The following is a 25001-nucleotide window of genomic DNA, read 5'->3' on the forward strand; positions in this document are numbered from 1 at the left end:
GAATTTTAAATTTGTAACTTTTAATCATTTTAGTAGGACGACTAACAATGGCTTTAACTCACCTTCAGCAACTAGAAGCTGAAAGTATCAAAATCATGCGCGAAGTCGCCGCTGAGTTTGAGAACCCAGTAATGCTTTACTCTATTGGTAAAGATTCGTCGGTACTTTTGCACTTAGCGCGTAAAGCATTTTACCCTGCAAAAATTCCGTTTCCGTTATTACACGTAGACACCAATTGGAAGTTTCGTGAAATGATTGAGTTTCGCGACCGTATAGCTAAAGAATACGGTTTTGACCTACTGGTACACAAAAATCCAGAAGGCATTGAAATGGGTGTAGGCCCGTTTACGCATGGCTCGGGTAAACATACCGACATAATGAAAACCCAAGGCTTAAAGCAAGCACTTAACAAATATGGTTTTGATGCTGCATTTGGTGGCGCACGCCGCGACGAAGAAAAGTCACGCGCAAAAGAACGTGTTTACTCGTTTCGCGACAAACACCATCGCTGGGACCCTAAAAACCAACGTCCTGAGCTTTGGAACACTTATAACAGCCAAGTTAATCCGGGCGAAAGCATTCGTGTTTTCCCGTTATCTAACTGGACTGAGCTTGATATTTGGCAATACATTTACCAAGAAAACATCGACATGGTGCCGCTTTACCTAGCAAAAGAGCGCCCTGTTGTTGATCGCGATGGCACCCTAATTATGGTTGACGATGAGCGTATGCCACTTAACGAGGGTGAAGTACCGCAAATGAAATCTGTACGTTTTCGTACACTAGGCTGCTACCCACTTACCGGTGCAGTTGAGTCAACAGCAAGTAACCTAACCGAAATTATTGAAGAAATGCTGCTATCTACGTCATCTGAACGTGAAGGTCGTGTTATTGACCATGATTCAGCAGGCTCAATGGAGAAGAAAAAACGTGAGGGGTATTTTTAATGTCTAGCCAAAATAACGATACATTTAACGAAGTAAAAGAAATAGGCATAGACGCCTACCTAGCACGCCAACAAGACAAAAGCTTATTGCGTATGCTTACGTGTGGCAGCGTAGATGACGGTAAATCAACATTGATTGGCCGCCTACTGCACGACAGCCACCAAATTTATGAAGATCAGCTAGCTGCCCTTCATAAAGATAACGAAAAAGTAGGTAATGCAGGTGAAGATCTTGACCTTGCATTATTGGTCGATGGCCTACAAGCTGAGCGTGAGCAAGGTATTACCATTGACGTAGCGTACCGTTACTTTTCAACGGCTAAGCGTAAATTTATTATTGCCGACACACCTGGGCACGAGCAATACACGCGTAACATGGTAACAGGTGCATCAACAAGCGATGTCGCCATTATTTTGGTTGATGCGCGTTACGGCGTGCAAGTACAAACCAAGCGCCATAGCTTTATTTGTGACTCGCTTGGCATTAAGCAGTTTGTTGTTGCCGTTAATAAAATGGATATCGTTGATTTTGACGAAACCGTGTATGAAAAAATTAAGGCCGATTACCTTAAATTTGCTGAGCAACTTAACGTATCAAACATTAAGTTTGTGCCTATGTCGGCGCTTAAAGGCGACAACGTAGTAACGCGATCTGCTCATACACCGTATTACACCGACAAGCCGCTACTTGAATTACTAGAAGATTCGCCAGCAGCCGAAACAGATACAGGCTTTGAAGCGCGCCTACCGGTGCAATATGTAGTGCGTCCTAACTTAAACTTCCGTGGTTTTCAGGGCACACTTACGTCGGGCAAGATACACGTAGGCGATGCAATAAAAGTATTACCGTCGGGTAAAACATCAAGCATTAAAGAAATTGTTACTTTTGATGGCAATTTAGATAGTGCTGAAGCAGGCCAAGCAATTACCGTTACCCTAAATAACGAAATTGATATTAGCCGAGGCGACGTAATAGTACCTGCAAATTCAACGGCCGTTGTTACTAACCAGCTGCAAGCTAAAATTGTGTGGATGCATGAGTCGCCATTAGTATTAGGTAAAAGCTATAACCTAAAGCTAGGCAGCAAAAACACTTCAGCTATTGTTACAAAAATTGATTACACAATTGATGTGAACACGCTTGAACATGGCACTAGCGACTCACTGCAGTTAAACGAAATTGCGATTGTAACACTTGAACTAACCGAAACTATTTTGGCAGACGAGTACCACAGCAATCACGAAACAGGCTCGTTTATACTAATCGATCGCTTATCAAACCTAACGGTTGCTGCGGGCATGATTGAACAAGTACTGCAAAGCCAAGCACAGCAAAGTAACTTTAGCGAATTTGAAGTTGAATTTAACAGCTTAGTACGCAAGCACTTTCCGCATTGGCAAGCGCTTGATATTTCTAAGTTATAAGTTAACTTTAGCCTGTTAGGAATTTAAAAGCATGGTAGAACAGCTCGTTTTAACAGGCATTATGCTTACCTTAGTCGGGTGCCTTTTTGGCACCCGTATTAATCCAGCATGGTTATTTGTAAGCGCAATTGGCACCAGCTACTTAGCAGGGCTAATCGATCTTGAAAGCATGTTGATTAATTATGCTAACCCGTCGCTTATCACCTTAGTACTATTGGTGTTAGTGTCGACCGCAATAGAAAAAACCACCCTAATTCAAAAGTTAGCGCAATCGCTATCTAAAGGTAGTTTAGTAAAATCGGTAACAAAATTGGGGTTATCAACCGCCTTTTTATCGTCGTTTACTAACAATACCGCCGTTGTTGCATCGCTTATTACCGCGATAAAAGACAACCCTAATCACTCCCCTTCAAAGCTATTATTACCGCTGTCGTACACTGCTATTTTGGGCGGCACTATTACGCTTATTGGTACATCAACCAACTTAATCGTCAATGGCTTTGCAGTTGATGCGGGCATGGAACCGCTGGGCTTTTTTGACTTTACCTTAGTGGGTTTAGGCGCGTTAAGCGTAGGCCTAATTACCATTTTAGTGATGCTTAAATACTTACCCGACAACGGTAAAAGCGACCAAGAAGTCGTGCCTTTTTACCTAGAAGGCAAAGTACAAGCAAACTCAAAATTAATAGGCCAGACCGTTGAAGAAAACGGCCTGCGTGATTTAAAAGACTTATTCCTCGCTGAAATCATTCGCGATGGCAGCCGCATTTGCGCAGTCACCCCGCAGCAAATTATTCAAAAAGATGACGTGCTGCTGTTTGTAGGTGACATAAAATCGGTGCCATTACTTACCCGTTTCGACGGCCTAAAAGTAGTGCACGAGAATCATCAAAAAGACATAGAACACTTAGTAGAAGTAGTAGTAAGTCAGTCTTCAAAATTTATTGGCAAAACCGTAAAAGAAGCCCGCTTTAGAGAGCAATTTCATGCTGCTGTTATTGCCATTCGCCGTGGTCACGACCGCTTACAAGGTGGCCTTGGGCAAGTGCAACTACAAGCTGGCGACTCACTTATACTCGCACCAGGCAAAAACTTTTACACCTTGCCTAACTTAAAGCGCGAATTTGTGTATATTTCAGGGTTTGACTTACAAGCCCACCTTGCACCTAAGCAATCAAATATTGTGCTACTGTGCTTTGCCGCAGTACTGGGTTTAAGTATTATTGGCATAGTGCCGCTGGTTAAAGGCTTATTAGTATTACTGATTGGCTTAATGCTCAGTGGCACCATAAAACTTAACGAAGTAAAACGCCGTTTTCCTATCGAGTTATTAGTGGTAGTAGGCAGCGCCATTGGCCTTGCCAAGTTAATGATAGGCACCGGACTTGCCGGGCAAATATCCAGCGCCCTATTTATGGTACTTGGAGATTTTGGCCCATACGGCGCATTTATTGCCATATTTTTAATGACCGTATTATTTACCGAGCTTATAACTAATAACGCAGCAGCTGCCTTGTCGTTTCCTGTTGCTTACTCACTCGCGGTTGGTTTTAATGTAGACCCGCTACCGTTTATTATGGCGGTTGCCTTTGGCGCATCAGCCAGCTTTATATCGCCATTTGGGTATCAAACTAATCTAATGGTTTATAGCGCGGGTAACTATCGCTTAAAAGATTACATAGTGATGGGCTTACCCCTTTCTATTATTTATTCAATCACGGTATTAACCTTGATCCCGCTGGTATTTCCGTTTTAATACCTGCGCTCACAGCATAAGAGACATTCACTATGGATGAAAATATAGTTTGGCATAACTACGCAACTACAAAAGCACAGCGTAGTGAGCAAAAAAAACATAAGCCCGCTATTTTATGGTTTACCGGCTTTTCAGGCTCTGGCAAAAGTACTGTAGCAAACGCATTAGAAGCAGCGCTTAACCAACAAGGTACGCACACTTACCTGCTTGATGGCGACAACGTACGCCACGGTTTATGTAAAGACCTAGGCTTTAGCGACGAAGACCGCATTGAAAACATACGCCGCGTAGGCGAAACCGCTAAATTAATGACCGACGCAGGCTTGTTAGTGCTTACTGCGTTTATATCGCCCTTTAGAGCAGAACGCGACATGGTGCGCAGCCTAGTAGACGAAGGCGAATTTATTGAAGTATTTATCGATACCCCACTGGATGTATGCGAAAGCCGCGATCCAAAAGGCTTATACAAAAAAGCCCGCGCAGGGGAGATAAAACACTTCACGGGTATCGATTCAAGCTACGAAGTGCCAAACAATCCAGAAATAATTTTAGATACAAGTAAAAACACCCTAGACCAATCGGTTACACAACTGATAACGTATCTAAAACAAAAGCACATAATATAGGTTAACCCCATGAATCAAACCGAACTGCTAGAAGAAACCCTCATCCTTGCCCGCAAAGCAGGCCAAGCGATAATGGGAATTTACGAAAAGGATTTTAACGTTGAGTACAAAGCCGATGAAAGCCCCGTAACCGACGCCGATTTAGCAGCTCATAAATTGATTGTGGCAGGGCTTCAACAGCTCACACCCGACATTCCAATACTCAGTGAAGAAAACGCCGACATAAGCTGGGATGTACGCCAAACATGGAAAAGCTACTGGTTAGTTGACCCAATCGACGGCACTAAAGAATTTATTAAAAAGAACGGTGAATTTACCGTAAACATCGCCCTAATTAAAAACGGCACTCCTATTTTAGCCGTAGTAGATGCACCTGCCCTTGGCGTATCGTACTTAGCCGCCGAAGCTATTGGCGCATTTAAAGATAAAGGCGATGAGCGAATTGAGCTTAAAGTAACAACTAAACCTAACAAAGGGTTAATTCGTGTTGTAGGTAGCCGCTCGCACCCATCACCCGATTTAGCCGAGTTTGTGAAACGCTTTGATGACGTTGAAATGGTGTCTAAAGGCAGCTCACTAAAGCTGTGTTTAGTAGCTGAGGGCAGCGCCGATATTTACCCGCGCTTAGGTCCAACCTGCGAATGGGATACAGGCGCAGGCCATGCCATCGCCGAAATAGCCGGTGCTAAAGTGACTCAACTTGATGGCAGCCCGCTTATTTACAACACCAAAGATGAATATTTGAACCCGTATTTTATTGTTTCGGCTTTAGATGAATAAAAGCTGAGAGTTGCGAGCTGTTAGCTACTAGTAGCTCGATGTAAACTAAAACACCGTAGGTTGGGTTGAGTAAAACGAAACCCAACAAGTATATACTTTTCATAGGTGTACTCTTTGAATTAACACTTGAAAGCTAAACCATATGCACCACAGAAGCGGAACTTACCTTATAAATCATTCGACTTCCTAACTTTTATCAGCCAAATCTCAATCAACTATGTAATCAATATTCTATTGTTTGTTTTCATTTAAGTTGATAAAGTCCAACTTTTTAAACAAGGATGTAAAATATGAATCATATATCTAAATACTTTTCGATACTTACTACTCTATTAATATTGTCTGGTTGCGCATCAAAATTGCCAACAAAAATCATCAGTGATGTATCAACAATTAACCTTCCGGCTCTTAATCAAGAGGCTGAAGTTGAAATTGGAGACACGTTACTCGAAAAAAGTATTGCATATACTTACGATGGGCTAGAGTTATTTTCAACGATTTCTGATGGCGGATATGCGAGAGAATATATAATGACTCCACATAAACTGCCTTACATTAAAAAAGACAAAAATGGCGATAAATATTTTGAAGCATCTTCAAATAACTATTACGTAGATGACAAAACCTTCGGTCAAAGAGTCCCGCTCTATAATGAATTTTTGATATTAAAAACCGATGGCTCCTTGGATTTAACAGGGTATTTTGACCTTACCAGCGCAGACCCCGTTGCAACACCAAACCCTAGTTTTAGAGTTGGTAAACTTGTAGATATCTCACAACCAAGCTTTAAACAAGAGTTAATTTATAATGGTAAATCTGGAAGTACATTAAAATTTATGTATCGTGAGTTTTCTAAAGATCTTGCTCGTCCTAGTTTCTCTCAAGAAGTTAACTATGACCTTGCTGAAAGCAATATAGTAGGCTTTAAAGGCGCACGCATTGAAATATTAAATGCCACTAACACTAAGATTGAGTATAAAGTCCTTAAATCTTTTCCAAATTAATAGCCTATAGACCGATCAACGCGGTAATTTTTGAAATTGCCGCGTTGACTTAGAGCGTAACAAATTTGTAGTCGATAGTATCTAGCCCCTTATATTAACTTTTTGGTAACTCAAAATTAAATCCAGCATAATGATTAAACAACTTTAAGATAGCTTCAGCTTCCTCCCAACCATCACAACATCCAGGACTTAAACAAATAGTGATACATACAGAGCCAGAGGTACTCAAAACACCAACAGCCTCTGCAATACTCTTTAAGCTACGAGTTGGGTTATTATCCTTAAAATTTTGTTTAGCAAAGTAGTCCAGATCAATATTTATAATTACAGAGCCTGAAAAGTTAGCTAATTGATATAAAGAGTTAGTAACATTATCTGCACTTAGTTCCACTGCAACAGATTCATCAGGTAAATTTGCACCGTACCCATGTGTAACACATAGTAACGAGTTAATTTTGTCCCTATGAATACCTTCAAAAATATATAAATATGTATCCCAAGTAATTACTGGTGTTTTACATAAGTGCTCTGGAGATGAACGATTTATCTTATCTATATACTCAATAACTGAGCTTGATTTTGGATCTGGTAGCCGCATTACATCTTTAGCTTCAACCATTCCAGCATCATAATGAGCATCAATATGAACGAGAGCTATATTCGAGCATTCACTAATACTGTTTTCCCAACACCATGAAGCTGTTCGGTGATTATCCATAAAGAAAACATTTTCCTGTTGGTATAAAAAGTTTACTTTAGTCGCTCCCGATGCATTGCGCCCTTTAAAAGGGATAATCCACTTTCCTGTTTCCACTTATTTACCTCGCTAATAACTCTGTATGCAAAAACTAAATAGAGTCAAAATTAAAATCTGAGCTTTGGAATTTTTTTTGCGTTTTCTATTTGCGAAATACCCTTCAGTGTTAGGCCTTGTTTTTAGTTTAGGACGAAAGCCAAAAAGAATGATCTAATCCAATTTACTAAGTACTTACCCCTCATTGAACGCTTTTTAAAAGCGACAACCCTTAACGATTTTGCTGGGCGATAAAAGCAAGCGAGTGCTGATTAAATAAGTCAGGGCGCTCTACGTTACAAACATGGCCGCAATGGTGAATAGTTTGCAGTACGCTATTTTTATGACGCTTAACCATTTCTTTAACAGGGCCAAGGAACATATGATCTTCTTTGCCCATAATGTACAGAATGGGAATATCAATGTCTTTTTCTTTGAAGTACTGCATTAAGGGGTTTACGTCCATGGCTAATTTAAACCATTTTATAAACTCTTTTTGGCACAAGCGTTTTGCTTCACGAACAAACAAAAGTCGAGATTCTTTATGGCGCTTTTTAGGCATCATAATAAAAGCAAATAAGCGATACAGCCACATATAAGGCAAGAAGTGTTTAAAAGTATTACCTAAATAAACCAATGTATTACTGCGAGTATTAAAACGAGTGACCGCTCCACCTAGCACCATGCTAGAAACATATTGCGGCGCAATTTCAGCAATATTTCGAATAATAATTGTGCCCAATGAAATGCCAACAAAGTGTGCGCTGGTGATATTGTTATGATCTAACACATCGATAATGTCTTTAGAGACATTATTAAATGAATAATTATTATCAACAAAGTTTTGTACTAAGTTATTCGATTTACCGTGACCACGAAGATCAAGCAACAACACATTATATTCTTTTTTATAGGCTTTAAGCTGACGAAACCAAATTGCCGAACTACCACCGGCTCCATGGACAAATACAACCCATGTTTTACTGGTTTCGTGCGCAAAAGTAGTATGGAAGAGAATGTCTTTGCTCATTGCAGTTAGTGGCCTATTTACTTCGTTTGGCATATTCAATTGCAGGAAGTATAACGGAGTTTAATAAAAATCTCTTATGAAGTTGAGATCAATGGCTTCTACTTAATAGCTTTTGGCAGCAGATTTTGATTTTTAAATGAAAACCAATAAAAATGACCTTCCCCTATTTTTACGTTATGAAAACCGCCTTCCTCGGCTTTTCTGCTAGCATGACGCTATAGCGTGTTGGGTTTCGCTCCAACTAACCAACCTACCCCGTACAGTAACTCTATAATGTGGCTTGCCATTTAAGGCTTTTGCTCACTTTTACACCACTGTTTCGTATTCATGACACTTACCCTCCAATTGAGTCTAATTAATTAGTCTAAAAATCTCTTCAAAACATGAAAAATGTCTCTAAAAACTATACCCTTCGGCGCAGTTATTATTTAAATAATGGATGAGCACACACACATGACAACATCTCAAGATGCAACGCTTTCAAATGCATCACCAAACACACACACAAATTCAAGCAAAAATTCAAATACAAAAACTAAATGGAACCTGCACGATACGCAGTGGACATTAAGTTTATTTGGTACCGCCGTTGGTGCGGGTATTTTATTTTTACCTATTAACATTGGTATTGGCGGTTTTTGGCCGTTAATTATTATGGCGTGTTTAGCGTTCCCAATGACCTTTTTTGCGCACCGTGGATTAGCGCGCTTTGTACTTTCATCAAAAAATAAAGATGCCGATTTTACCGACGTAGTTGAAGAGCACTTTGGTGTGACTGCGGGGCGGTTAATTTCCTTGTTGTACTTTTTATCTATATTCCCAATTTTGCTTATTTACGGTGTAGGTTTAACCAATACCGTTGATAGTTTTATGGTTAATCAAATGGGGATGGAATCACCTTCTCGCGTGCTACTTTCGGGCGTATTAGTTGCAGGCATGATTAGCTTAATGATGGGCGGCGAGCGCTTAATGCTACGTGCCTTTGCTATTTTAGTGTATCCGCTTGTGGGCATATTGTTCTTTTTATCACTTTATTTAATCCCTAGCTGGCAGATGCCAGATATGACGGTGCCTGAAATAGGCAGCTTTGGTAAAACGTTGTGGTTATCGATTCCTATTATTGTGTTTTCGTTTAGCCACGCAGCGGCTATCTCAAGCTTTGTAAATGTGCAACGCGGTCATTACGGCGAACAAGCTACACGTAAGTCTGAGGCGATTTTAAAGCGCACTAGCTTGCTACTTATTACTTTCGTACTGTTATTTGTGTTCTCTTGCGTGCTGTCGCTTACAGGCGAGCAAATGGCAGCAGCTAAAGCGGCTAACGTATCGGTTTTATCCTACCTTGCTAATATTACTGATAACTCGTTTATTGCCACACTTGGGCCACTTGTTGCCTTTATTGCTATTACATCGTCGTTTTTGGGTCATTTTTTAGGTGCACGCGAAAGCTTTACAGGTTTAGTAACTAAACAAACAGGCTTAAGCTCTGGCGTTACCGATAAAATTGGTGTGTTAATCATGTTTTTAGCTATTTGGTTTTGTGCTGTTAAAAACCCAAGTATTTTAGACATGATGGATCAGTTATCGGGCCCTATCATTGCGATGATTTTATTCATTATGCCAATGATTGCAGTTTATAAAGTACCTGCACTTAATAAATACCGAAATCGCTTTAGCACGCTATTTATATTAGCGGTTGGCTCGCTTGCTGTATTTGCACTTTTATACAGCATGCTTAAGTAATAAAACTGTTTATACAAAAGCCCGGCTACTTTTTAGCCGGGCTTTTTTGTGTGCTGTTTATCTCAAATTGTTTTTTTATAGTCGCTCTTCAGGCATGTTATAAATTAACTAGCTTAAAAATAAAACAATTATGCACTTTACTAAACAACTCCTACTTTACATAAGCTTGCTAACTACGCTTGTTTTAAGCCTCTTTGTTAAAGCCGATGACGCTCCCACTATTTTATCGATGAAAGAGCGCGCTACGTTTATAGATAAAATAACTGAGCTTAGAGTTAATACCTTAATGCCCTCGCTAATGAAGCAGCACAACACTGATATGTGGCTACTTATAAGTCGAGAATATAACGAAGATCCAATATTAAAAACAATGCTGCCTGCAACATGGCTTTCAGCCAGACGCACCACTATTTTGCTATTTGCACTTAATAAACAAGGTGGTGTTGATGCTTACGCTATTGCGCCTTATAAAATAGGTAACGTATTTAGAAAAGGGTGGGATAAACAAACACAACCAAGCCAGTGGGAAGCACTCAATACACTTATTGAGCAATACAAACCTCGCAACATTGCGCTTAATACTTCTACCGACTGGGCACATGCCGATGGCCTTGTGCTAGGCGATTACAAAACCTTAATGGCTAACTTGCCCGCCGCTTATCACAATAAAATAATTTCTGCAGAGCCGCTTGCTGTTGCGTGGTTAGAGCAACGCATTCCTGAAGAAGTTAAAATGTATAAACATATTGTGGCTATTGCCCATCATATTATTGCAGAGGGGTTTTCGGGTAAAACAATTACGGTTGGTGAAACAACTAGCGATGACTTGGTATGGTGGTTTAGAGAGCGCGTAAAAGAGCTAAAACTACAAACATGGTTTCACCCAAGTATTGCTATTCAGCGCGCCGATGCGAAATCGTTTAATCATGAAGAAAGCTTTGCCAATGGCTACGATGATAACGTTATACAAGCCGGTGACTTACTTCATGTAGATTTTGGGATTACTTATTTACGCTTAAATACCGACACGCAGCAGCATGCGTATGTGCTCAAAGAAAACGAAACGAGTGCGCCTAGTTACTTAGTTGAAGCACTAAAAAGCGGTAATAAACTACAAGACATATTTACCAATCAATTTGCGATAGGTAAAACCGGTAATGAGGTTTTAGCTGCAGCACGAAAAGCCGCTATTGATCAGGGATTAAAACCCACTATTTATACTCACCCTATTGGCTATCATGGCCACGCTGCTGGCACTACATTAGGTATGTGGGATTCTCAGCAAGGTGTACCGGGAGATGGTGACTATCCGCTACATTTAAATACGGCTTACTCAATTGAGCTTAACAATGCTGTGTTTATAAAACAGTGGAATAAAGAAATAAGAATAATGCTAGAGGAAGATGCTATTTTTGATAAAAGCGGTGTCTGGTATTTAAATGGCCGACAAACACAGCTATTGCTTGTAAAATAAAGCATAAAAAAAATGGCGCTCACTGAGCGCCATTTTTAGTTTAATTCGTTGCTATTATTCTGTATCTGGCAGGTTACGGCCATAGAATATTTCTTGCATTTCGCGAGTCAGTTTTGAGCGAATTTGTTCTTCTTCGCCCTCTGATAAATCTGCTGTCGAAATACCGAATAGGTACGTGTTTAAATCGGTTTCTTTTAACATCATTTTGGTGTGAAACAGGTTTTCTTGATACACGTTCACGTCCATCATTTGGTACGCTTCTTTTGTATCTTCTGTCATGAAGTTTTGAATCGAGCTAATAGCATGATCAATGTAGTGCTTAACACCGTTTATGTCGCGGGTAAAACCACGAACGCGGTAGTCAATTGTTACTACGTCTGATTCAAGGCTATGAATTAAGAAATTTAACGCTTTAAGTGGCGAAATAATGCCACAAGTAGACACTTCAATATCAGCACGGAATGTACAAATACCATCATCAGGGTGAGCTTCTGGGTATGTGTGTACACAAATGTGGCTTTTATCTAGGTGCGCAACAACTGAATCAGGTAATGGGCCTGGTGCTTCGTCAGCATCGTAATTTTGCTGCTCTTCTACTGGTTCTTCTGAAACCAAAATAGTTACACTTGCGCCTTGCGGTTCATAATCTTGGCGCGCTACATTTAAAATGTTAGCACCAATAATATCAACAACTTCACCTAAAATGTCGGTTAGTCTATCTGCACTGTACTGCTCATCGATATATTCAATATATTCTTTACGTTGTTGCTCGGTCTTTGCGTAACAAATATCATAAATACTAAAGCTTAAACTTTTGGTTAAATTGTTAAAGCCATGAAGTTTAAGTTTATCGAAGGGTTTGTTCATAATAAACCAACCTATAAATTAGTGGGTTCTGCACCTGCAGAATGAAAAGTTCGCGGATTTTATACGAATTTCCCTCGTGGAAAAAGCGTTATTTTGCTTGATCTTGCACAACTTCGTGGCTATGCGTAATTTCTACTGTTTTATCAAGCATTAATGCAACCGAGCAATACTTTTCAGCAGAGAGTGAAACCGCGCGTGCAAGGTGCTTTTCAGACACATTATTGCCTTTAACAACAAAGTGTAAGTTGATTTTGGTAAACACACGTGGGGCTGTTTCGGCGCGCTCTGCACTTAGTTGTACTTGTACATCTGAAAAATCTTGTTTGGCTTTTTTTAAAATACTAACCACATCAACTGATGAACAACAGCCAACTGACATTAAAACCATTTCCATTGGGCTTGGTGCTGCACTATCGCTGCCGCCATCAAACACAACATTGTGGTTAGAATTAGAACGACCAATAAACGTATCGCCTTCAACCCATTTTACATTTGCTTGCATTGTTATATCTCAAAAAAATATTTTCTTGATTGTAAGCAAGTTAGCCGTAGTTGCAAATGAAAATGCAACGCAGGGCTATAAAATGGCTAAGATTGTTGTGTTAAAGCGCTATCAAAGAGGTTTTTTACTAAACCTGCAAATTCATCTATAAAGGCATGCTGTTCAACCGTGACAGGCTGTGAGGTGATGCTGCTGAGGACTTCTTCTAAATCGTAAACTATGCCATCAACTTCGCGTACAATTTGACTACGCTGCTCTGTGTTGAGGTTTGTGTGCTGCTCGCAAATAAGCATCACATTTTGTGCAATAACGTCTTCGATTAATTCCATTACTGTTGGGGCACCTGGTTTTATTTCGCCTGGCTTCTCAAACAATGCTAAATTTTGAGTTAGATACATGATCAAATCATCGTACCCTTGCCTATCTAAAACCATTTTTGTACCACCTTTGTATAATTAATTATTTTTGATTTAAGCAGAAAGCGCTGTTGATTGCTAGCTTTGCGCGTTAGCAATACAAAAAAAGCAGCCGAAGCTGCTTTTATAATAATTAAGTAGTATTACTACTTAATCTATTTTTAAGCCTGGGCTTAGTGTTGCTGGCATAGCTACTTTTTCAAGCTCTACCGAAGCAACTGGATATGCACAGTAATCAGCTGCGTAATACGCACTTGCTCTGTGGTTGCCCGATGCGCCAATACCACCAAACGGTGCTGCGCTTGATGCGCCAGTAATTGGGCGATTCCAGTTAACAATACCTGCACGAATACGACGTAAGAAATGGTCGTAATCTGCAGCACTATCACTTAATAAACCAGCCGATAAACCAAAGGTTGTATCGTTTGCTTTATCAATGGCTTGGTCAAAGTCGTCAAAGCGGAATACTTTTAAAAGTGGTCCAAAATGCTCTTCATCTGGGAAGTCACTAATATTTGTACACTCAATAATACCTGGTGTTACAAAACCGGTATTAGCTGTGTGCTCAAGTTCTACTAATACTTCACCACCAAGCTCAACAAGCTCGTTTTGCGCTTTAACCATGCCTGCAGCTGCAGCTGATGAAATCATAGAGCCCATAAATGGCTGGTCTGCATCGTCATAATTACCTACTTTAATCGCTTTAGTTGCTGTGATTAAACGCTCCAGTATCACATCGCCTTTGCTACCAGTTGGTAAAAATAGTTTACGTGCACACGTACAACGCTGGCCACTTGAGATAAACGCAGATTGAATAATATCGTGAACAACCGCTTTAGTGTCTTCAACGTCAGTAATAATAAGTGGGTTATTACCACCCATTTCTAGCGCTAAAATTTTGCCAGGTTGACCCGCAAACTGTTCATGTAAAATATGACCAGTACGCGAAGACCCCGTGAAGAACAAGCCATCAATCCCTTTGTGAGCAGCAAGGGCTTTACCCGTTTCTACTTCACCTTGTACAAGGTTAATGACACCGGCTGGTAAACCTGCTTTTTCCCACAGTTTAAGCGTAAGCTCAGCTACTTTAGGAGTAAGTTCAGACGGTTTAAACACAACCGTGTTACCTGCTAAAAGCGCTGGCACAATGTGGCCATTAGGTAAGTGACCCGGAAAGTTATACGGACCAAATACGGCTACAACACCATGTGGCTTATGACGAATCATCGCACGGCCAAGTGGCATTGCGTTTTCTACGTCGCCAGTGCGCTCTAAAAATGCTTTTTCAGAAATGGCAATTTTACCAACCATAGCACCCGCTTCTGTGCGAGTTTCCCACAGTGGCTTACCTGTTTCTTGTGCAATAGTAATAGCGAGCTCTTCGCTGTTTTCTTTTAATTGCGCTGCAAATGCTTTAATTATTTCTAAACGCTCAGTAAAGCTTTTATCAGCCCATGCATAAAACGCTTCGCGCGCTGCATTTACTGCGGTGTCTACTTGCGCCGCAGTTGCCGATGAAGCCTGCCAAATAACGTCGTTATTTGCAGGGTTTACTGAATTAAATTCTGTGCCTTGGCCTTGTGACCATTGACCATTTATAAATTGTGCAGGATGAGTCATATACTTTCTCCTAAATTAAATCGTGGTTGCACTAACAATATCGCCAGTTTGCAAATGCAGTGCATCTGCTATTTCTTGCGATAAAATAAGGCTTTTTGCGCGCTCGTCAAATGTCATTGGTGCAACGGTTGCTCTAAAGTCATTAAGCTTTTCGTTAGCTAGTAACACCATGGTGTCGCCAGTCATTTCGCCAATTTCAACGTTAAAGTTACGTGCATTACGAATAGTCGCAATGTTATCTACTTTTGCTTCAACCGTTGGGCCGCCGTCAAAAATGTCTACGTAGCCATTAAACGTAAAGCCTTCGCTTTTTAATAACTCGATTGCTGGGCGAGTGTTGTCGTGTACTTTACCTATTACGGCTTGCGCATCTTTACTTAGCAAGTTTACGTAAATTGGGTATTTAGGCATTAATTCAGCAATGAAAACCTTTTGGCCAATACCTGTTAGGTAATCGGCTGTTGGAAAATCCATTGAGAAAAAGTGCTCTTCAAGCCACTGCCAAAAAGGGCTGCTGCCGTTTTCGTCAGACACACCGCGCATTTCTGCGATTACTGTTTGCGCAAAACGCTCTTGATGCTGTTTTATAAACATAAAGCGCGCTTTTGAAAGTAGCTTACCGTTACAATTTTTACGATAACCATCTTTTAAAAACAATGTGCAAAGCTCTGTAGCACCTGTGTAGTCGTTACATAGCGTTAGAATATCAACCGCTTTGTATACGTCTAATGTGCGCGAAGAGTGAATCACTTTACTTAAGTGATAATGATAAAATGCATCATCAAGCCCTACCGCAGCTTCAATTGCAGATGTTCCTACAACGTCACCGGTTTCGCTATCTTCAAGAACAAACAGGTAGCCTTCGTCACCAGGTTGTGACGTTTGTTTAGCAAAAGAGCTTACTGAATGGTCGATCTTTTTTTGCAATAGTTCTTCGTTTAATGGCAAAGACGTAAAACCATGCCCTGATTCGTGGGCAATTTTCAGTAATGCTGAATAATCATTTTGCTGGATTGGGCGAAGGATCATCATGAGTCCGCTTGCTCCCTTATAAATAACGGTAAATAGGAATTGCAGGGCAAGCAGTGCTTGCCCTTAATTGGTTGGCTTAAGTCGCTTATGCGTTTACTACGCTTGCTACTGCTTTTTCAAAGCGTGCCATACCTTCGCGAATGTCCGCTTCAGGAATTACTAAAGATGGAGTGAAACGTATTACGTCTGCACCCGCAACTAATGACATAAGGCCTTGCTCAGTCCCTGCCACTAAAAACTCTTTTGCACGACCTTTATATTGCTCGTTCACTACTGCACCAATTAATAAACCTTGGCCACGGATTTCGCTAAATACGTTGTATTTTTCGTTAACCGCAGTAAGTAGTTCATTAAATAATGCTGCTTTAGCTTTTACGCCAGCAAGTACTTCTGGGGTATTTACTGTATCAAATGCAGCTTCTGCAACAGCACACGCAAGCGGGTTGCCGCCATAAGTAGAACCATGAGTACCTACTTTAAGATGCTGTGCAATTTCAGTTGTTGTGATCATAGCGCCAATAGGGAAACCGCCGCCAAGTGCTTTAGCTGAAGTTAAAATATCAGGTACTATGTTTAAGCCTTGGTATGCGTATAAATCGCCAGTACGGCCAACACCTGTTTGAACTTCATCAAAAATAAGCAGTGCGTTATGTTTAGTACATAAATCGCGAACGCCTTGAGCAAACTCGTCAGTTGGTGAAACAATACCGCCTTCACCTTGAAGAGGTTCCATCATTACGGCACATGTTTTGTCGCTGATAAGCGCTTCAAAAGCAGCTAGGTCGTTGTAATCACAATGTACAATGTCGCCAGGCTTAGGACCAAAACCATCTGAATATGCAGCTTGGCCACCAACAGTTACGGTAAAGAATGTACGACCGTGGAAACCTTTGTTGAACGCGATGATTTGTGATTTTTCTGCGCCAAACTTATCAAGTGCAAAACGACGCGCTAATTTAAGCGCTGCTTCGTTTGCTTCTGCGCCTGAGTTGGCAAAGTAAACTTTTTCAGCAAATGTAGCATCAACCATTTTTTTAGCTAGGCGAAGTGCCGGCTCATTGGTCATTACATTTGATAGATGCCAGATTTTTTCGCCTTGCTCTTTTAATGCGCCTACTAATGCAGGGTGGCAATGGCCAAGACAGTTAACTGCAATACCACCAGCAAAGTCGATAAACTCTCGACCTTGTTGATCCCATACGCGAGAACCTTCGCCTCGAACAGGAATTACGCTTGAAGGTGCGTAGTTAGGAACCATTACGTGATCAAATAATTCGCGATTGACTGTCATTTTATTTCCTCTTAATTGTGAGCAACACAAAACATCAAAATAGGTGTTTGGTTAATATTTGTAACCAACTTTATAGGCAAGATCAGTAACCTGATAATTGCGCAAAATTGCTTTGTGGTTCAATTTTCAGACGCACATTATTTCAGAATTACTTATATCTGTCTCGTTAAAAACTTTCATGTATCCCTTGAAAATAAAGGGCTAAAGATATTATTTCATAGATAGTGAATAACTATTTGCATAGCTATTTATGCTTATTTTTAAACAACTAACCGCATGAGCACCAAGGCGCGCATGCTTTAATCGGCAAATATGCAATATAACAATAGAGTGAGAATGAATGGTTAGTCGCAAAAAAATTAACAAAAAATTCAGATTTTTAGTCAATTTGAATAGCTAAATTGGTAAAATTACTCGATTGGAGGGTTTTTAGTTCCGTTTTAGTGAACTTAAAGTACGAAAACCAGCTTAGAGTTTCATCAGGCTCAATAAGTTGATGCTCTTTTAAATTAAGATATTGAGAGTAGCAACGTGCCTTTAGCATTACTTCTGTTAACGGCAGTAATGTATCGCCTTTATCTATCCCATTTACTAGCTGCTGCATTACACCTTTAAACGGTAAATATTTAAAAGCCATTTTGTCTATTACTTTGGCGCTTACTTCTATCGACTTATTGCTAAGTAGAGTGGTTAAAAATAGCGGGTCGGGCTGTAGCTCTAATAATGCGGTGTGTAAATCTTTTTGGTTTTCATTTCGGGCTAACTGCACTTTGCGTTGCCATACTTTCTCAAACGTTTTTAAGTACAAGCGCACTAATGCAATTCGCCCTACATCTAAAAGCATTCCAAGGGTAAATGCATGTACGTCATTCACATTATTAATTTGTGCAATTTTTTGCGCAGCAATCGCGTTTGCCATTGCGCTGTCGCGTAGCCGGCGTTTTAATAATGAAAATGGTTCGGTGCTATGTGGCATCCAATGACGCGCAGCAAATGTAGGAATCACTAGCTGTAAGTTATCAAGGCCAATATAACGAAGGGCAAGCGATGGTTTATCTACTTTTACAGACGTGTTTTTACTACGTTGATTACGATAGTAAGGTAAATTAACAAGCGTTACTAATTCTCTACCCAACCAGCTTATATCATTAACCAGTGGCTCTAAACGCCCTACCGACGCCGACTTTACAGCTAATATATCGAGTATATTGGCAATGCCATCTTCAATACCTATAGTGCTGTGAATTACGCCATCTATATCTTCAAGCTGCTTATATATAGCTGTTTCAATTGTTTTGTGCAGTTGCTCACTCGCTTGAGCGCGGTACTTATGATGTGCAGTACTGCTTTGCTGGCGTTTATTCTGTGCGGCCACTTCAACCTGAAGCAAAGTGCGTTGCTTCATGGGTTCGCCGTAATCTATATCTAATGTATGGATGAAACCAATTTGCTGATGCGCAAAGCTGTGCCCAAGCAATAAGTCATGAGCCCGTTGGCTTAGTATTTTGGCAGTACGCTGCTGGGCTACAAGTTCAGTCATGACATCCATTAATAAAGTATTAAATGCTCTGTGTATTATAACATTAGAAGCGAGTTAAAAAGTTATCAAGCAGTTCTAAGCCTTGATCAGTTAAAATAGCTTCGGGGTGAAACTGCACACCTTCGATTGCTAGTTCTTTATGAAGTAACCCCATAATTTCGTCAAACTCGCCTTGCTCAGTCTGAGTCCATGCGGTTACTTCAAGTTCTTTAGGCAGCGTTTGTGCTTTAACCACCAAAGAATGATAACGACACACTGTTAACGGGTTAGCTAAACCTTTAAACACCCCTTTATTAGTGTGAACTATAGGTGATGTTTTACCGTGCATTACTTTTTTAGCACGTATTACATCTCCCCCTAAAGCTTGCGCGATAGTTTGATGTCCCAAGCAAATCCCTAAAATAGGATATTGCCCTTTTAGTTGCTCAACAACATTTAACGAAATACCCGCTTCGTTAGGCGTGCATGGCCCCGGCGATAACACGATGTGTTTCGGGTTCAACTGTTTTATTTGTGCAATGCTTAGCTCGTCATTACGTTTCACTAAAACGTCTTGATCTAAACGCTGAAAATATTGCACTAAGTTGTAAGTAAACGAGTCGTAGTTGTCGATCATCAACAGCATTACACAACAAACCTTATAAATTATTGACCACTTACTTCACACAAGTGGTACTAAGCGCTGCATTCTACCACTATTAATTAACCAACATAAATTAGCAAAAAGCGTTAAAAATTAACTATTTTAGCTAAAATGCTTAAAAGCCTTTAGCAGGTAATGGTTTACTTAACCTGAACTTTGGTTAAGAGATTTACTAACGTATTGAATCATGATGATGTTTAAATTTATTTTCTCTAGCCAGAGATTCCTTGCAGCTTGAGCAATAATATCGAACCCTAAGCTTTTCACGAGTAGTTAATACAACTATTTAAACTGTATACCCCAACAATAAATTATTGACTCCTAAAGTACGTGCGTTTATTGATCGCTCTATTAAATACTTTGGTGAAATACCTTACTGAGCAAAATAAACAGATTGTTTGCGCTACATCAAATTAGCGGCTCAATGGTTGAATTATATCTATGTAAGCCCCAGTGTATTATATGAAAGGCAGTAATTCACTTATACAACTCACTTACTTGTGAGCTCATTTATATCCTATTAAGGAGCGAATATGTTAGGCGAAGACCACTCATTAACTAATGACTTTCCAGAGTACTTAAAGACCATTGCCGAGTTAAATGAAAGCGATACTGAATTTGCAAAAAAAGCAGATAAGTACGACAAGCTAGATAAAGAGATTAGAGTGTTAGAACTCAAAGATGCGCCCATAAGCGATGAGCAAATGCATCAACTAAAGCACGAACGTACAGAATTAAAAGATTGGCTATACGAGCGTTTGCAGCAAGAGCAGTAATGCCACTAAAAAAAGAGCTCACTGATGAGGTGAGCTCTTTAGATCAACAATGGGTATTTTTTCTAAAACTTTACAAAACCACCTACTGGTTTCATAAATACAGTGCTTGGGCCTGCAAAGGCTTGCGCAAACTCTTTTGATAGTTGACTAAATACCGTTATTTTATCCATATCAACTACGCTTAAAAATAGTGGGCCACTTTTGTCCCAACCAGCAAGGTGCACTTTAGCAGCATCTTCATCTTGGTAACGCTCGTAAATATGTACACTGCGTTTGTCTTCACTTACTGTCCACTCATACATTAAAGTGCCCGCTTCACTTTTAGCCAAAGTAACTAATTGCGCCATTACCAATAAAAATTCATCGTATTTACCTTCTTTAATTTGGCCTTGTACTGTCCAGGTAACATGATTTTTCATTATGCTTTACCTAATTTAAACTGCGTTAAAATACTGTCTAACGTATCTACTAGTTGTTGATTTTTAGCATTATTAAGTGCATCAACATGAGGAGGCGCAAAGCGTCCTGTATCGTTATCAAAATACAGGCCTGCGGCATCTTTAAATTCATCACTGAGCGCTGCGCGACAAAAAATATTTGCGCCAATTTTTAAATCCCCACCATCTATACCGTAAGCGTCTTTTACCATTTTGCTTCCCAGTAACGATTTAGGGTTTACCGATACAACTAATGGCCCAGTATCTTTAAGCTCAAGCCCTAAATGACGCGACCACATAGTAATAGCCAATTTACTTTGTGCATAAGCCGCACTATCAGAAAGCTCAGTGTTACCTGTAAGTGCATTTAAGTTAACGCTTGATTGCGCAGCTGATGAGACATTAACCACTCGCGAATCATGACCAAGGACAGGTAATAATAGTTTTGTAAGAAGATATGGCGCAATCGTGTTTACAACAAAGCGAGCATCAAGGCCGTCAATTGTTGTAGCATCAACTAATTGATAAACGCCTGCATTATTAATAAGTACGTCGAGCTGGTTATTATTTTCGGCCAAGTCGGTTAATACAGTTTGTGCCAAAGTTTGAACTTGGCTCATATCGCTTAAATCAGCAATATAAGTGTGTGTACTCGCATTTGGGTATTGTTCGGTTAAAGCTACTTGTAGCGCGCTGAGCTTTGCTTGGCTGCGGCCATGTAATAATACGGTGTGACCTTGTGCTAATAACATCTTTGCAGTTTCTAGCCCAATGCCATCGGTAGCACCGGTAAGTAAAATTGTTTTGTTCATGTTGATCTCTCCTTACTTTATTTTCGCTATATTAGCACCCCGACTTACTGCTGATAATTAGGCCAATAGTTGAATCAGTTTATAGAATTAATTGATAAAGCTAAGCCTATGTTAGTTAATATAAAAGCATTCCTTTAAAAGGCAGGTGAGTGTTTAAGCTGAATGTTTTTTATGCTTTTATTTGAATTACCCAGTAATCATAACTATTGTTTTTAAACCCCCTTAATAGTAGTATTTATCATATAAATACACTTTTCGAGAAATAACATGAAAGTTTTAGTTACTGGCGGCATGGGTTACATAGGTAGCCACACATGTATTGCATTGCATGAAGCAGGTATTACACCTGTTATTTATGATAACTTGTCTAATGCAAGTGCGCGGGTACTTGACCAACTCGAAAAGATTACAGGTACTCGGTTTGAGTTTATTTTGGGTGACATTCAAGACGAGCAACAATTTAAACTCGCCCTAAAACATACTAAAGCCGAAGCTGTTTTTCACTTTGCGGCTTTAAAAGCCGTTGGCGAATCAACTGAGCAACCACTGCGTTATTATCAAAATAATGTGTCGGGCACATTAAGCATGTTACAAAGCATGCAAGAGGCAGGCGTTAACCATATTATATTTAGCTCATCGGCTACGGTGTACGGCGAACCAGACTACCTCCCTATTGACGAAAAGCACCCTATACGAGCAACTAACCCTTATGGTTGGACTAAAGTCATGGTTGAACAAGCCATGCAAGATGTATGTAATGCCAACAGTCAATTTATGGGTATTGCGCTTCGTTACTTTAACCCAGTAGGTGCACACCCAAGTGGTTTATTAGGTGAAAGCCCTAATGGTATTCCTAATAACTTAATGCCATTTATTGCTCAAACTGCAGTAGGCAAACGCGACGTGGTTAATATTTTTGGTGACGACTACGACACCGAAGATGGCACAGGCGTGCGCGACTATATTCATGTTTTAGATTTAGCGAAAGGTCATGTTGCGGCATTTATGCAACATAAAACAGATACCGCCTTCCATGCTTACAACCTAGGTACAGGGCAAGGTTATTCTGTGCTTGATATGATTAAGGCATTTAGCGCATCAGCCAATAAAGATATTCCGTATAAGATTGCACCACGCCGTGCAGGTGATATTGCCTGTAACTACGCCGATGCCACAAAAGCGCAAAACACACTTAACTGGCACGCAGAACTAACACTTAGCGACATGACAAACGACACATGGCGCTGGCAAACTAATTACCCAAGTGGGTTGGAGAGTTAATATGGCTTTATTAGAAAGTACTCACAGACGTAAAAATCCGCTAACGGGTCGTTGGGTATTAGTGTCACCACATCGTAATAACCGTCCATGGTTAGGCGCAACAGAAGCCGTTAACGAAAACGCACTACCAAAACACGATGACAGCTGCCCACTTTGCCCAAGTAATACCCGTGCAAATGGCGACAGTAACCCTGATTACAAATACACACACGTATTTAGAAATGACTTTGGCGCATTAACACCTAATGCAAGCGAGCAATTACAAAGCTTAGAATCAGACAGCGATTTATTTATTGCCGACGAAGCCAGCGGCGAATGCCGCGTAATTTGTTTTTCTCCAGAGCATAATAAAACACTACCAGAGCTTAGCCAAAACGCATTGCACGAAGTAGTAAAAACCTGGAAACAAAATTACACAGAGCTTGCACAGCAGTACGAATGCGTACAAGTTTTTGAAAATAAAGGCGAGATCATGGGTTGTTCGCAACCTCATCCTCACGGCCAAGTATGGGCTCACTCGCATTTATCAACCGAAATAGAAGCCGAAGATAACCAGCAGCTTGCCTATTATAAAAAGCATGGCACAGCCATGCTTGCCGATTACGCGCAAAAAGAGCAAGCAGATCAAACACGTGTTGTATTTGAAAACGAACATTGGCTTGTTGTTGTGCCATTTTGGGCTGCATGGCCGTTTGAAACAATGCTAGTAACTAAAGACAATATTCAAAACTTTAGCCAGCTAAACGATGCGCAAACCGACTCTTTGGCTCAGGCACTTAAAGTATTAACCACTAAGTACGACAACGTATTTAATTGCAGCTTCCCATACTCAATGGGATGGCACAATGCACCGGCTAACAGAGGCTCTGATGAGCAACATTGGCGTTTGCATGCACACTTTTATCCGCCGCTACTTCGCTCTGCTACTGTTAAAAAACACATGGTAGGCTACGAAATGCTAGGCGAAAGCCAACGCGATTTAAGCGCAGAAACCGCTGCTTCTATTTTAAAAGCAGCCAGTACAACACACTATAAAGATACAGCAGGACACACAGATGAAGCTTAACGAATTCCAACAACAATTTTTGTCACTGTATGGCGCGCCTGCTCAAGGTATTGCAGCAGCACCGGGGCGTGTAAACCTCATTGGCGAATTTACCGACTACAACGACGGTTTTGTTTTACCGTGTTCGTTAGAGTTTCGTACCCAAGTAATGTTTAAAGAGCGCGACGACAATATTATCACTGTGCATTCTTTAAATTACCCAGGCGAAAAAGACAGCTTTAGCGTTGATGAAGAAATCACTGAAGGCCAATCGCAATGGGGTAACTACATTCGTGCTGTTACTTACGTTCTTAAAAGAGCGGGCTACACACTGCGCGGCGCCGACCTACTAATTGACAGTAACTTACCGCAAGGTAGTGGCTTGTCATCATCGGCAGCACTAGAAGTTGCTGTAGGCGGTATGTTTAACCATATTGCACAGCTTGGTTTACCGCCAGAGCAAATTGCGCTATTTGGCCAAGAAGCCGAAAATGACTTTATGCATTGCCAATGCGGCATTATGGATCAGCTTATTTCAGCTAAAGGCGAAAATGGGCATGCACTATTAATCGACTGTGAAAACCTAGCAACTAAATCAGTTAAAGTTCCTGATGATTTAAATATTGTTATTGTTAACTCTAACTACCCGCGTAAGTTGGTTGATAGCGAATACAACCAGCGCCGTATTGACTGCGAACAAGCTGCTGTAAAAATGGGTGTAGAAACACTTCGCCAAGCAACCATGACTGGCTTGCAAGCAGTAAAAGCGACATTAAGCGAAAACGAATATAAACGTGCACACCACGTAATTAGCGAAAACGACCGTGTAATTGCAGCAACTACTGCACTACAAAATAACGATATGGATGCGCTTCGTACGCTAATGGCTGCATCGCATCAATCGCTTAAACACGACTTTGAAGTAACCGTACCAGCAACCGATGGCCTAGTAGTAATTTGTAAAGAAGCGATGGGCGATCGCGGCGCAGTACGTATGACAGGTGGCGGCTTTGGTGGCGCAATTGTATGTTTGTGTCGTGATGCTGAAGTACCACTAATTAAAGCAGCGGTAGAAAAGCATTACTTTGAACGCTTTAATTTAAATGCTGATATTTACGTATGTTCAGCAGGTTCAGGATTACAAATTACGTCTTTTTAAATA

At 40.5% G+C, this 25001-nt stretch carries 24 protein-coding genes; 12 read left to right on the forward strand and 12 right to left on the reverse strand.

The window, feature by feature from the left end:
- Positions 1 to 47: 47 nt before the first annotated feature.
- The 6 genes from cysD to AAEY68_RS10960 all read left to right on the forward strand — a co-directional run bounded on the left by cysD (position 48) and on the right by AAEY68_RS10960 (position 6537).
- Positions 48 to 947 (forward strand): sulfate adenylyltransferase subunit CysD, encoded by a 900-nt coding sequence (cysD, locus tag AAEY68_RS10935; RefSeq protein ID WP_138586364.1) that lies wholly within the window; start codon positions 48 to 50, stop codon positions 945 to 947.
- A complete protein-coding gene (gene cysN / locus AAEY68_RS10940; protein ID WP_007580108.1) occupies positions 947 to 2371 on the forward strand; it encodes a sulfate adenylyltransferase subunit CysN in 1425 nt (474 codons plus the stop codon). Before cysD ends, cysN begins: the two co-directional genes overlap by 1 nt.
- 31 nt (positions 2372 to 2402) lie before the next feature.
- Complete coding sequence (locus AAEY68_RS10945) at positions 2403 to 4127, forward strand: SLC13 family permease (protein ID WP_197119362.1); 1725 nt, start codon at positions 2403 to 2405, stop codon at positions 4125 to 4127.
- A gap of 32 nt (positions 4128 to 4159) precedes the next feature.
- The gene (gene cysC / locus AAEY68_RS10950) at positions 4160 to 4753 is read left to right on the forward strand and encodes an adenylyl-sulfate kinase (RefSeq protein WP_007378439.1); all 594 of its coding nucleotides are present in this window, start codon (positions 4160 to 4162) and stop codon (positions 4751 to 4753) included.
- A gap of 9 nt (positions 4754 to 4762) precedes the next feature.
- A complete protein-coding gene (gene cysQ, locus AAEY68_RS10955; protein ID WP_350585917.1) occupies positions 4763 to 5533 on the forward strand; it encodes a 3'(2'),5'-bisphosphate nucleotidase CysQ in 771 nt (256 codons plus the stop codon).
- 290 nt (positions 5534 to 5823) lie between these two features.
- Positions 5824 to 6537: a hypothetical protein gene (locus AAEY68_RS10960; protein WP_350585918.1), complete on the forward strand. Its 714-nt coding sequence runs from the start codon at positions 5824 to 5826 to the stop codon at positions 6535 to 6537.
- 94 nt (positions 6538 to 6631) lie between these two features.
- Here AAEY68_RS10960 and AAEY68_RS10965 read toward each other — a convergent pair whose 3' ends face one another.
- Both AAEY68_RS10965 and AAEY68_RS10970 read right to left on the reverse strand, forming a co-directional pair.
- On the reverse strand, positions 6632 to 7351 hold the full coding sequence (locus tag AAEY68_RS10965; RefSeq protein WP_350585919.1) for a peptide arginase family protein: 720 nt from the start codon (positions 7349 to 7351) through the stop codon (positions 6632 to 6634).
- Positions 7352 to 7562: 211 nt separating this feature from the next.
- Entirely contained in the window at positions 7563 to 8360 is a 798-nt protein-coding gene (locus AAEY68_RS10970; RefSeq protein WP_024589582.1) for an alpha/beta fold hydrolase, read from the reverse strand.
- A 453-nt stretch (positions 8361 to 8813) separates the two neighbouring features.
- Here AAEY68_RS10970 and AAEY68_RS10975 point away from each other — a divergent pair, with 453 nt between their 5' ends.
- Complete coding sequence (locus AAEY68_RS10975) at positions 8814 to 10103, forward strand: SLC5/6 family protein (protein WP_197118288.1); 1290 nt, start codon at positions 8814 to 8816, stop codon at positions 10101 to 10103.
- A 130-nt stretch (positions 10104 to 10233) separates the two neighbouring features.
- Positions 10234 to 11577: a M24 family metallopeptidase gene (locus AAEY68_RS10980; RefSeq protein WP_350585921.1), complete on the forward strand. Its 1344-nt coding sequence runs from the start codon at positions 10234 to 10236 to the stop codon at positions 11575 to 11577.
- A 54-nt stretch (positions 11578 to 11631) separates the two neighbouring features.
- Here the strand turns inward: AAEY68_RS10980 and speD are convergent, their stop codons facing one another.
- From speD to AAEY68_RS11020, 8 genes are all read right to left on the reverse strand, one after another.
- A complete protein-coding gene (speD, locus tag AAEY68_RS10985) occupies positions 11632 to 12444 on the reverse strand; it encodes an adenosylmethionine decarboxylase (protein WP_024593800.1) in 813 nt (270 codons plus the stop codon).
- 88 nt (positions 12445 to 12532) lie between these two features.
- Positions 12533 to 12946 carry an OsmC family protein gene (locus AAEY68_RS10990; RefSeq protein WP_002958863.1) on the reverse strand — a complete coding sequence of 138 codons (414 nt, stop codon included), beginning with the start codon at positions 12944 to 12946 and terminating at the stop codon, positions 12533 to 12535.
- Between the two features lie 86 nt (positions 12947 to 13032).
- Entirely contained in the window at positions 13033 to 13380 is a 348-nt protein-coding gene (locus AAEY68_RS10995; RefSeq protein WP_007580087.1) for a DUF3802 family protein, read from the reverse strand.
- Between the two features lie 132 nt (positions 13381 to 13512).
- On the reverse strand, positions 13513 to 14982 hold the full coding sequence (astD, locus tag AAEY68_RS11000) for a succinylglutamate-semialdehyde dehydrogenase (protein ID WP_007580085.1): 1470 nt from the start codon (positions 14980 to 14982) through the stop codon (positions 13513 to 13515).
- Between the two features lie 15 nt (positions 14983 to 14997).
- Entirely contained in the window at positions 14998 to 16014 is a 1017-nt protein-coding gene (astA, locus tag AAEY68_RS11005; RefSeq protein WP_010555013.1) for an arginine N-succinyltransferase, read from the reverse strand.
- A gap of 85 nt (positions 16015 to 16099) precedes the next feature.
- Positions 16100 to 17305, reverse strand: coding sequence for an aspartate aminotransferase family protein (locus tag AAEY68_RS11010; RefSeq protein WP_169044608.1), 1206 nt, complete (start codon positions 17303 to 17305; stop codon positions 16100 to 16102).
- Between the two features lie 379 nt (positions 17306 to 17684).
- Positions 17685 to 18845, reverse strand: a complete 1161-nt coding sequence (locus tag AAEY68_RS11015; protein WP_166378351.1) for an HDOD domain-containing protein — start codon at positions 18843 to 18845, stop codon at positions 17685 to 17687.
- 43 nt (positions 18846 to 18888) lie between these two features.
- The gene (locus AAEY68_RS11020; RefSeq protein ID WP_101164425.1) at positions 18889 to 19470 is read right to left on the reverse strand and encodes an anthranilate synthase component II; all 582 of its coding nucleotides are present in this window, start codon (positions 19468 to 19470) and stop codon (positions 18889 to 18891) included.
- A 551-nt stretch (positions 19471 to 20021) separates the two neighbouring features.
- On the opposite strand from AAEY68_RS11020, the gene AAEY68_RS11025 reads away from it, so the two are divergent.
- Positions 20022 to 20264, forward strand: coding sequence for an HP1242/YdcH family protein (locus tag AAEY68_RS11025; protein WP_007580070.1), 243 nt, complete (start codon positions 20022 to 20024; stop codon positions 20262 to 20264).
- Between the two features lie 62 nt (positions 20265 to 20326).
- Here AAEY68_RS11025 and AAEY68_RS11030 read toward each other — a convergent pair whose 3' ends face one another.
- Both AAEY68_RS11030 and AAEY68_RS11035 read right to left on the reverse strand, forming a co-directional pair.
- Positions 20327 to 20683: a putative quinol monooxygenase gene (locus AAEY68_RS11030; protein ID WP_024593403.1), complete on the reverse strand. Its 357-nt coding sequence runs from the start codon at positions 20681 to 20683 to the stop codon at positions 20327 to 20329.
- Positions 20683 to 21513: an SDR family NAD(P)-dependent oxidoreductase gene (locus tag AAEY68_RS11035; RefSeq protein WP_024593404.1), complete on the reverse strand. Its 831-nt coding sequence runs from the start codon at positions 21511 to 21513 to the stop codon at positions 20683 to 20685. Before AAEY68_RS11035 ends, AAEY68_RS11030 begins: the two co-directional genes overlap by 1 nt.
- Positions 21514 to 21780: 267 nt before the next feature.
- Between AAEY68_RS11035 and galE the strand changes: the two genes are divergently transcribed.
- Genes galE through galK form a run of 3 tightly spaced genes read left to right on the forward strand, consistent with a single transcriptional unit; the run spans position 21781 to position 24998 of the window.
- Positions 21781 to 22794, forward strand: coding sequence for a UDP-glucose 4-epimerase GalE (gene galE, locus AAEY68_RS11040; protein WP_024593405.1), 1014 nt, complete (start codon positions 21781 to 21783; stop codon positions 22792 to 22794).
- A gap of 1 nt (position 22795) precedes the next feature.
- Positions 22796 to 23860 (forward strand): UDP-glucose--hexose-1-phosphate uridylyltransferase, encoded by a 1065-nt coding sequence (locus AAEY68_RS11045; RefSeq protein WP_024593406.1) that lies wholly within the window; start codon positions 22796 to 22798, stop codon positions 23858 to 23860.
- Entirely contained in the window at positions 23850 to 24998 is a 1149-nt protein-coding gene (gene galK / locus AAEY68_RS11050) for a galactokinase (protein ID WP_024593407.1), read from the forward strand. The genes AAEY68_RS11045 and galK overlap by 11 nt, the downstream gene beginning before the upstream one ends.
- Positions 24999 to 25001: the final 3 nt, after the last annotated feature.

The organism is Pseudoalteromonas sp. RB2-MNA-CIBAN-0110 (genome assembly GCF_040309305.1).
GTDB lineage: Bacteria > Pseudomonadota > Gammaproteobacteria > Enterobacterales > Alteromonadaceae > Pseudoalteromonas > Pseudoalteromonas arctica.

Excerpts from the sequence above, each read along its gene's own strand:
- cysN (WP_007580108.1), top strand. The coding sequence starts at position 947 with ATGTCTAGCCAAAATAACGATACATTTAACGAAGTAAAAGAAATAGGC.
- astA (WP_010555013.1), bottom strand. The coding sequence starts at position 16,014 with ATGATGATCCTTCGCCCAATCCAGCAAAATGATTATTCAGCATTACTG.
- AAEY68_RS10945 (WP_197119362.1), top strand. The coding sequence starts at position 2,403 with ATGGTAGAACAGCTCGTTTTAACAGGCATTATGCTTACCTTAGTCGGG.
- AAEY68_RS10990 (WP_002958863.1), bottom strand. The coding sequence starts at position 12,946 with ATGCAAGCAAATGTAAAATGGGTTGAAGGCGATACGTTTATTGGTCGT.
- AAEY68_RS11015 (WP_166378351.1), bottom strand. The coding sequence starts at position 18,845 with ATGACTGAACTTGTAGCCCAGCAGCGTACTGCCAAAATACTAAGCCAA.
- AAEY68_RS10960 (WP_350585918.1), top strand. The coding sequence starts at position 5,824 with ATGAATCATATATCTAAATACTTTTCGATACTTACTACTCTATTAATA.
- speD (WP_024593800.1), bottom strand. The coding sequence starts at position 12,444 with ATGAACAAACCCTTCGATAAACTTAAACTTCATGGCTTTAACAATTTA.
- galK (WP_024593407.1), top strand. The coding sequence starts at position 23,850 with ATGAAGCTTAACGAATTCCAACAACAATTTTTGTCACTGTATGGCGCG.
- cysC (WP_007378439.1), top strand. The coding sequence starts at position 4,160 with ATGGATGAAAATATAGTTTGGCATAACTACGCAACTACAAAAGCACAG.
- AAEY68_RS11010 (WP_169044608.1), bottom strand. The coding sequence starts at position 17,305 with ATGACAGTCAATCGCGAATTATTTGATCACGTAATGGTTCCTAACTAC.
- AAEY68_RS11025 (WP_007580070.1), top strand. The coding sequence starts at position 20,022 with ATGTTAGGCGAAGACCACTCATTAACTAATGACTTTCCAGAGTACTTA.
- AAEY68_RS11045 (WP_024593406.1), top strand. The coding sequence starts at position 22,796 with ATGGCTTTATTAGAAAGTACTCACAGACGTAAAAATCCGCTAACGGGT.
- AAEY68_RS11020 (WP_101164425.1), bottom strand. The coding sequence starts at position 19,470 with ATGCTGTTGATGATCGACAACTACGACTCGTTTACTTACAACTTAGTG.
- AAEY68_RS11030 (WP_024593403.1), bottom strand. The coding sequence starts at position 20,683 with ATGAAAAATCATGTTACCTGGACAGTACAAGGCCAAATTAAAGAAGGT.
- AAEY68_RS10970 (WP_024589582.1), bottom strand. The coding sequence starts at position 8,360 with ATGAGCAAAGACATTCTCTTCCATACTACTTTTGCGCACGAAACCAGT.
- AAEY68_RS10975 (WP_197118288.1), top strand. The coding sequence starts at position 8,814 with ATGACAACATCTCAAGATGCAACGCTTTCAAATGCATCACCAAACACA.
- cysD (WP_138586364.1), top strand. The coding sequence starts at position 48 with ATGGCTTTAACTCACCTTCAGCAACTAGAAGCTGAAAGTATCAAAATC.
- AAEY68_RS11035 (WP_024593404.1), bottom strand. The coding sequence starts at position 21,513 with ATGAACAAAACAATTTTACTTACCGGTGCTACCGATGGCATTGGGCTA.
- AAEY68_RS10980 (WP_350585921.1), top strand. The coding sequence starts at position 10,234 with ATGCACTTTACTAAACAACTCCTACTTTACATAAGCTTGCTAACTACG.
- astD (WP_007580085.1), bottom strand. The coding sequence starts at position 14,982 with ATGACTCATCCTGCACAATTTATAAATGGTCAATGGTCACAAGGCCAA.
- AAEY68_RS10995 (WP_007580087.1), bottom strand. The coding sequence starts at position 13,380 with ATGGTTTTAGATAGGCAAGGGTACGATGATTTGATCATGTATCTAACT.
- cysQ (WP_350585917.1), top strand. The coding sequence starts at position 4,763 with ATGAATCAAACCGAACTGCTAGAAGAAACCCTCATCCTTGCCCGCAAA.
- galE (WP_024593405.1), top strand. The coding sequence starts at position 21,781 with ATGAAAGTTTTAGTTACTGGCGGCATGGGTTACATAGGTAGCCACACA.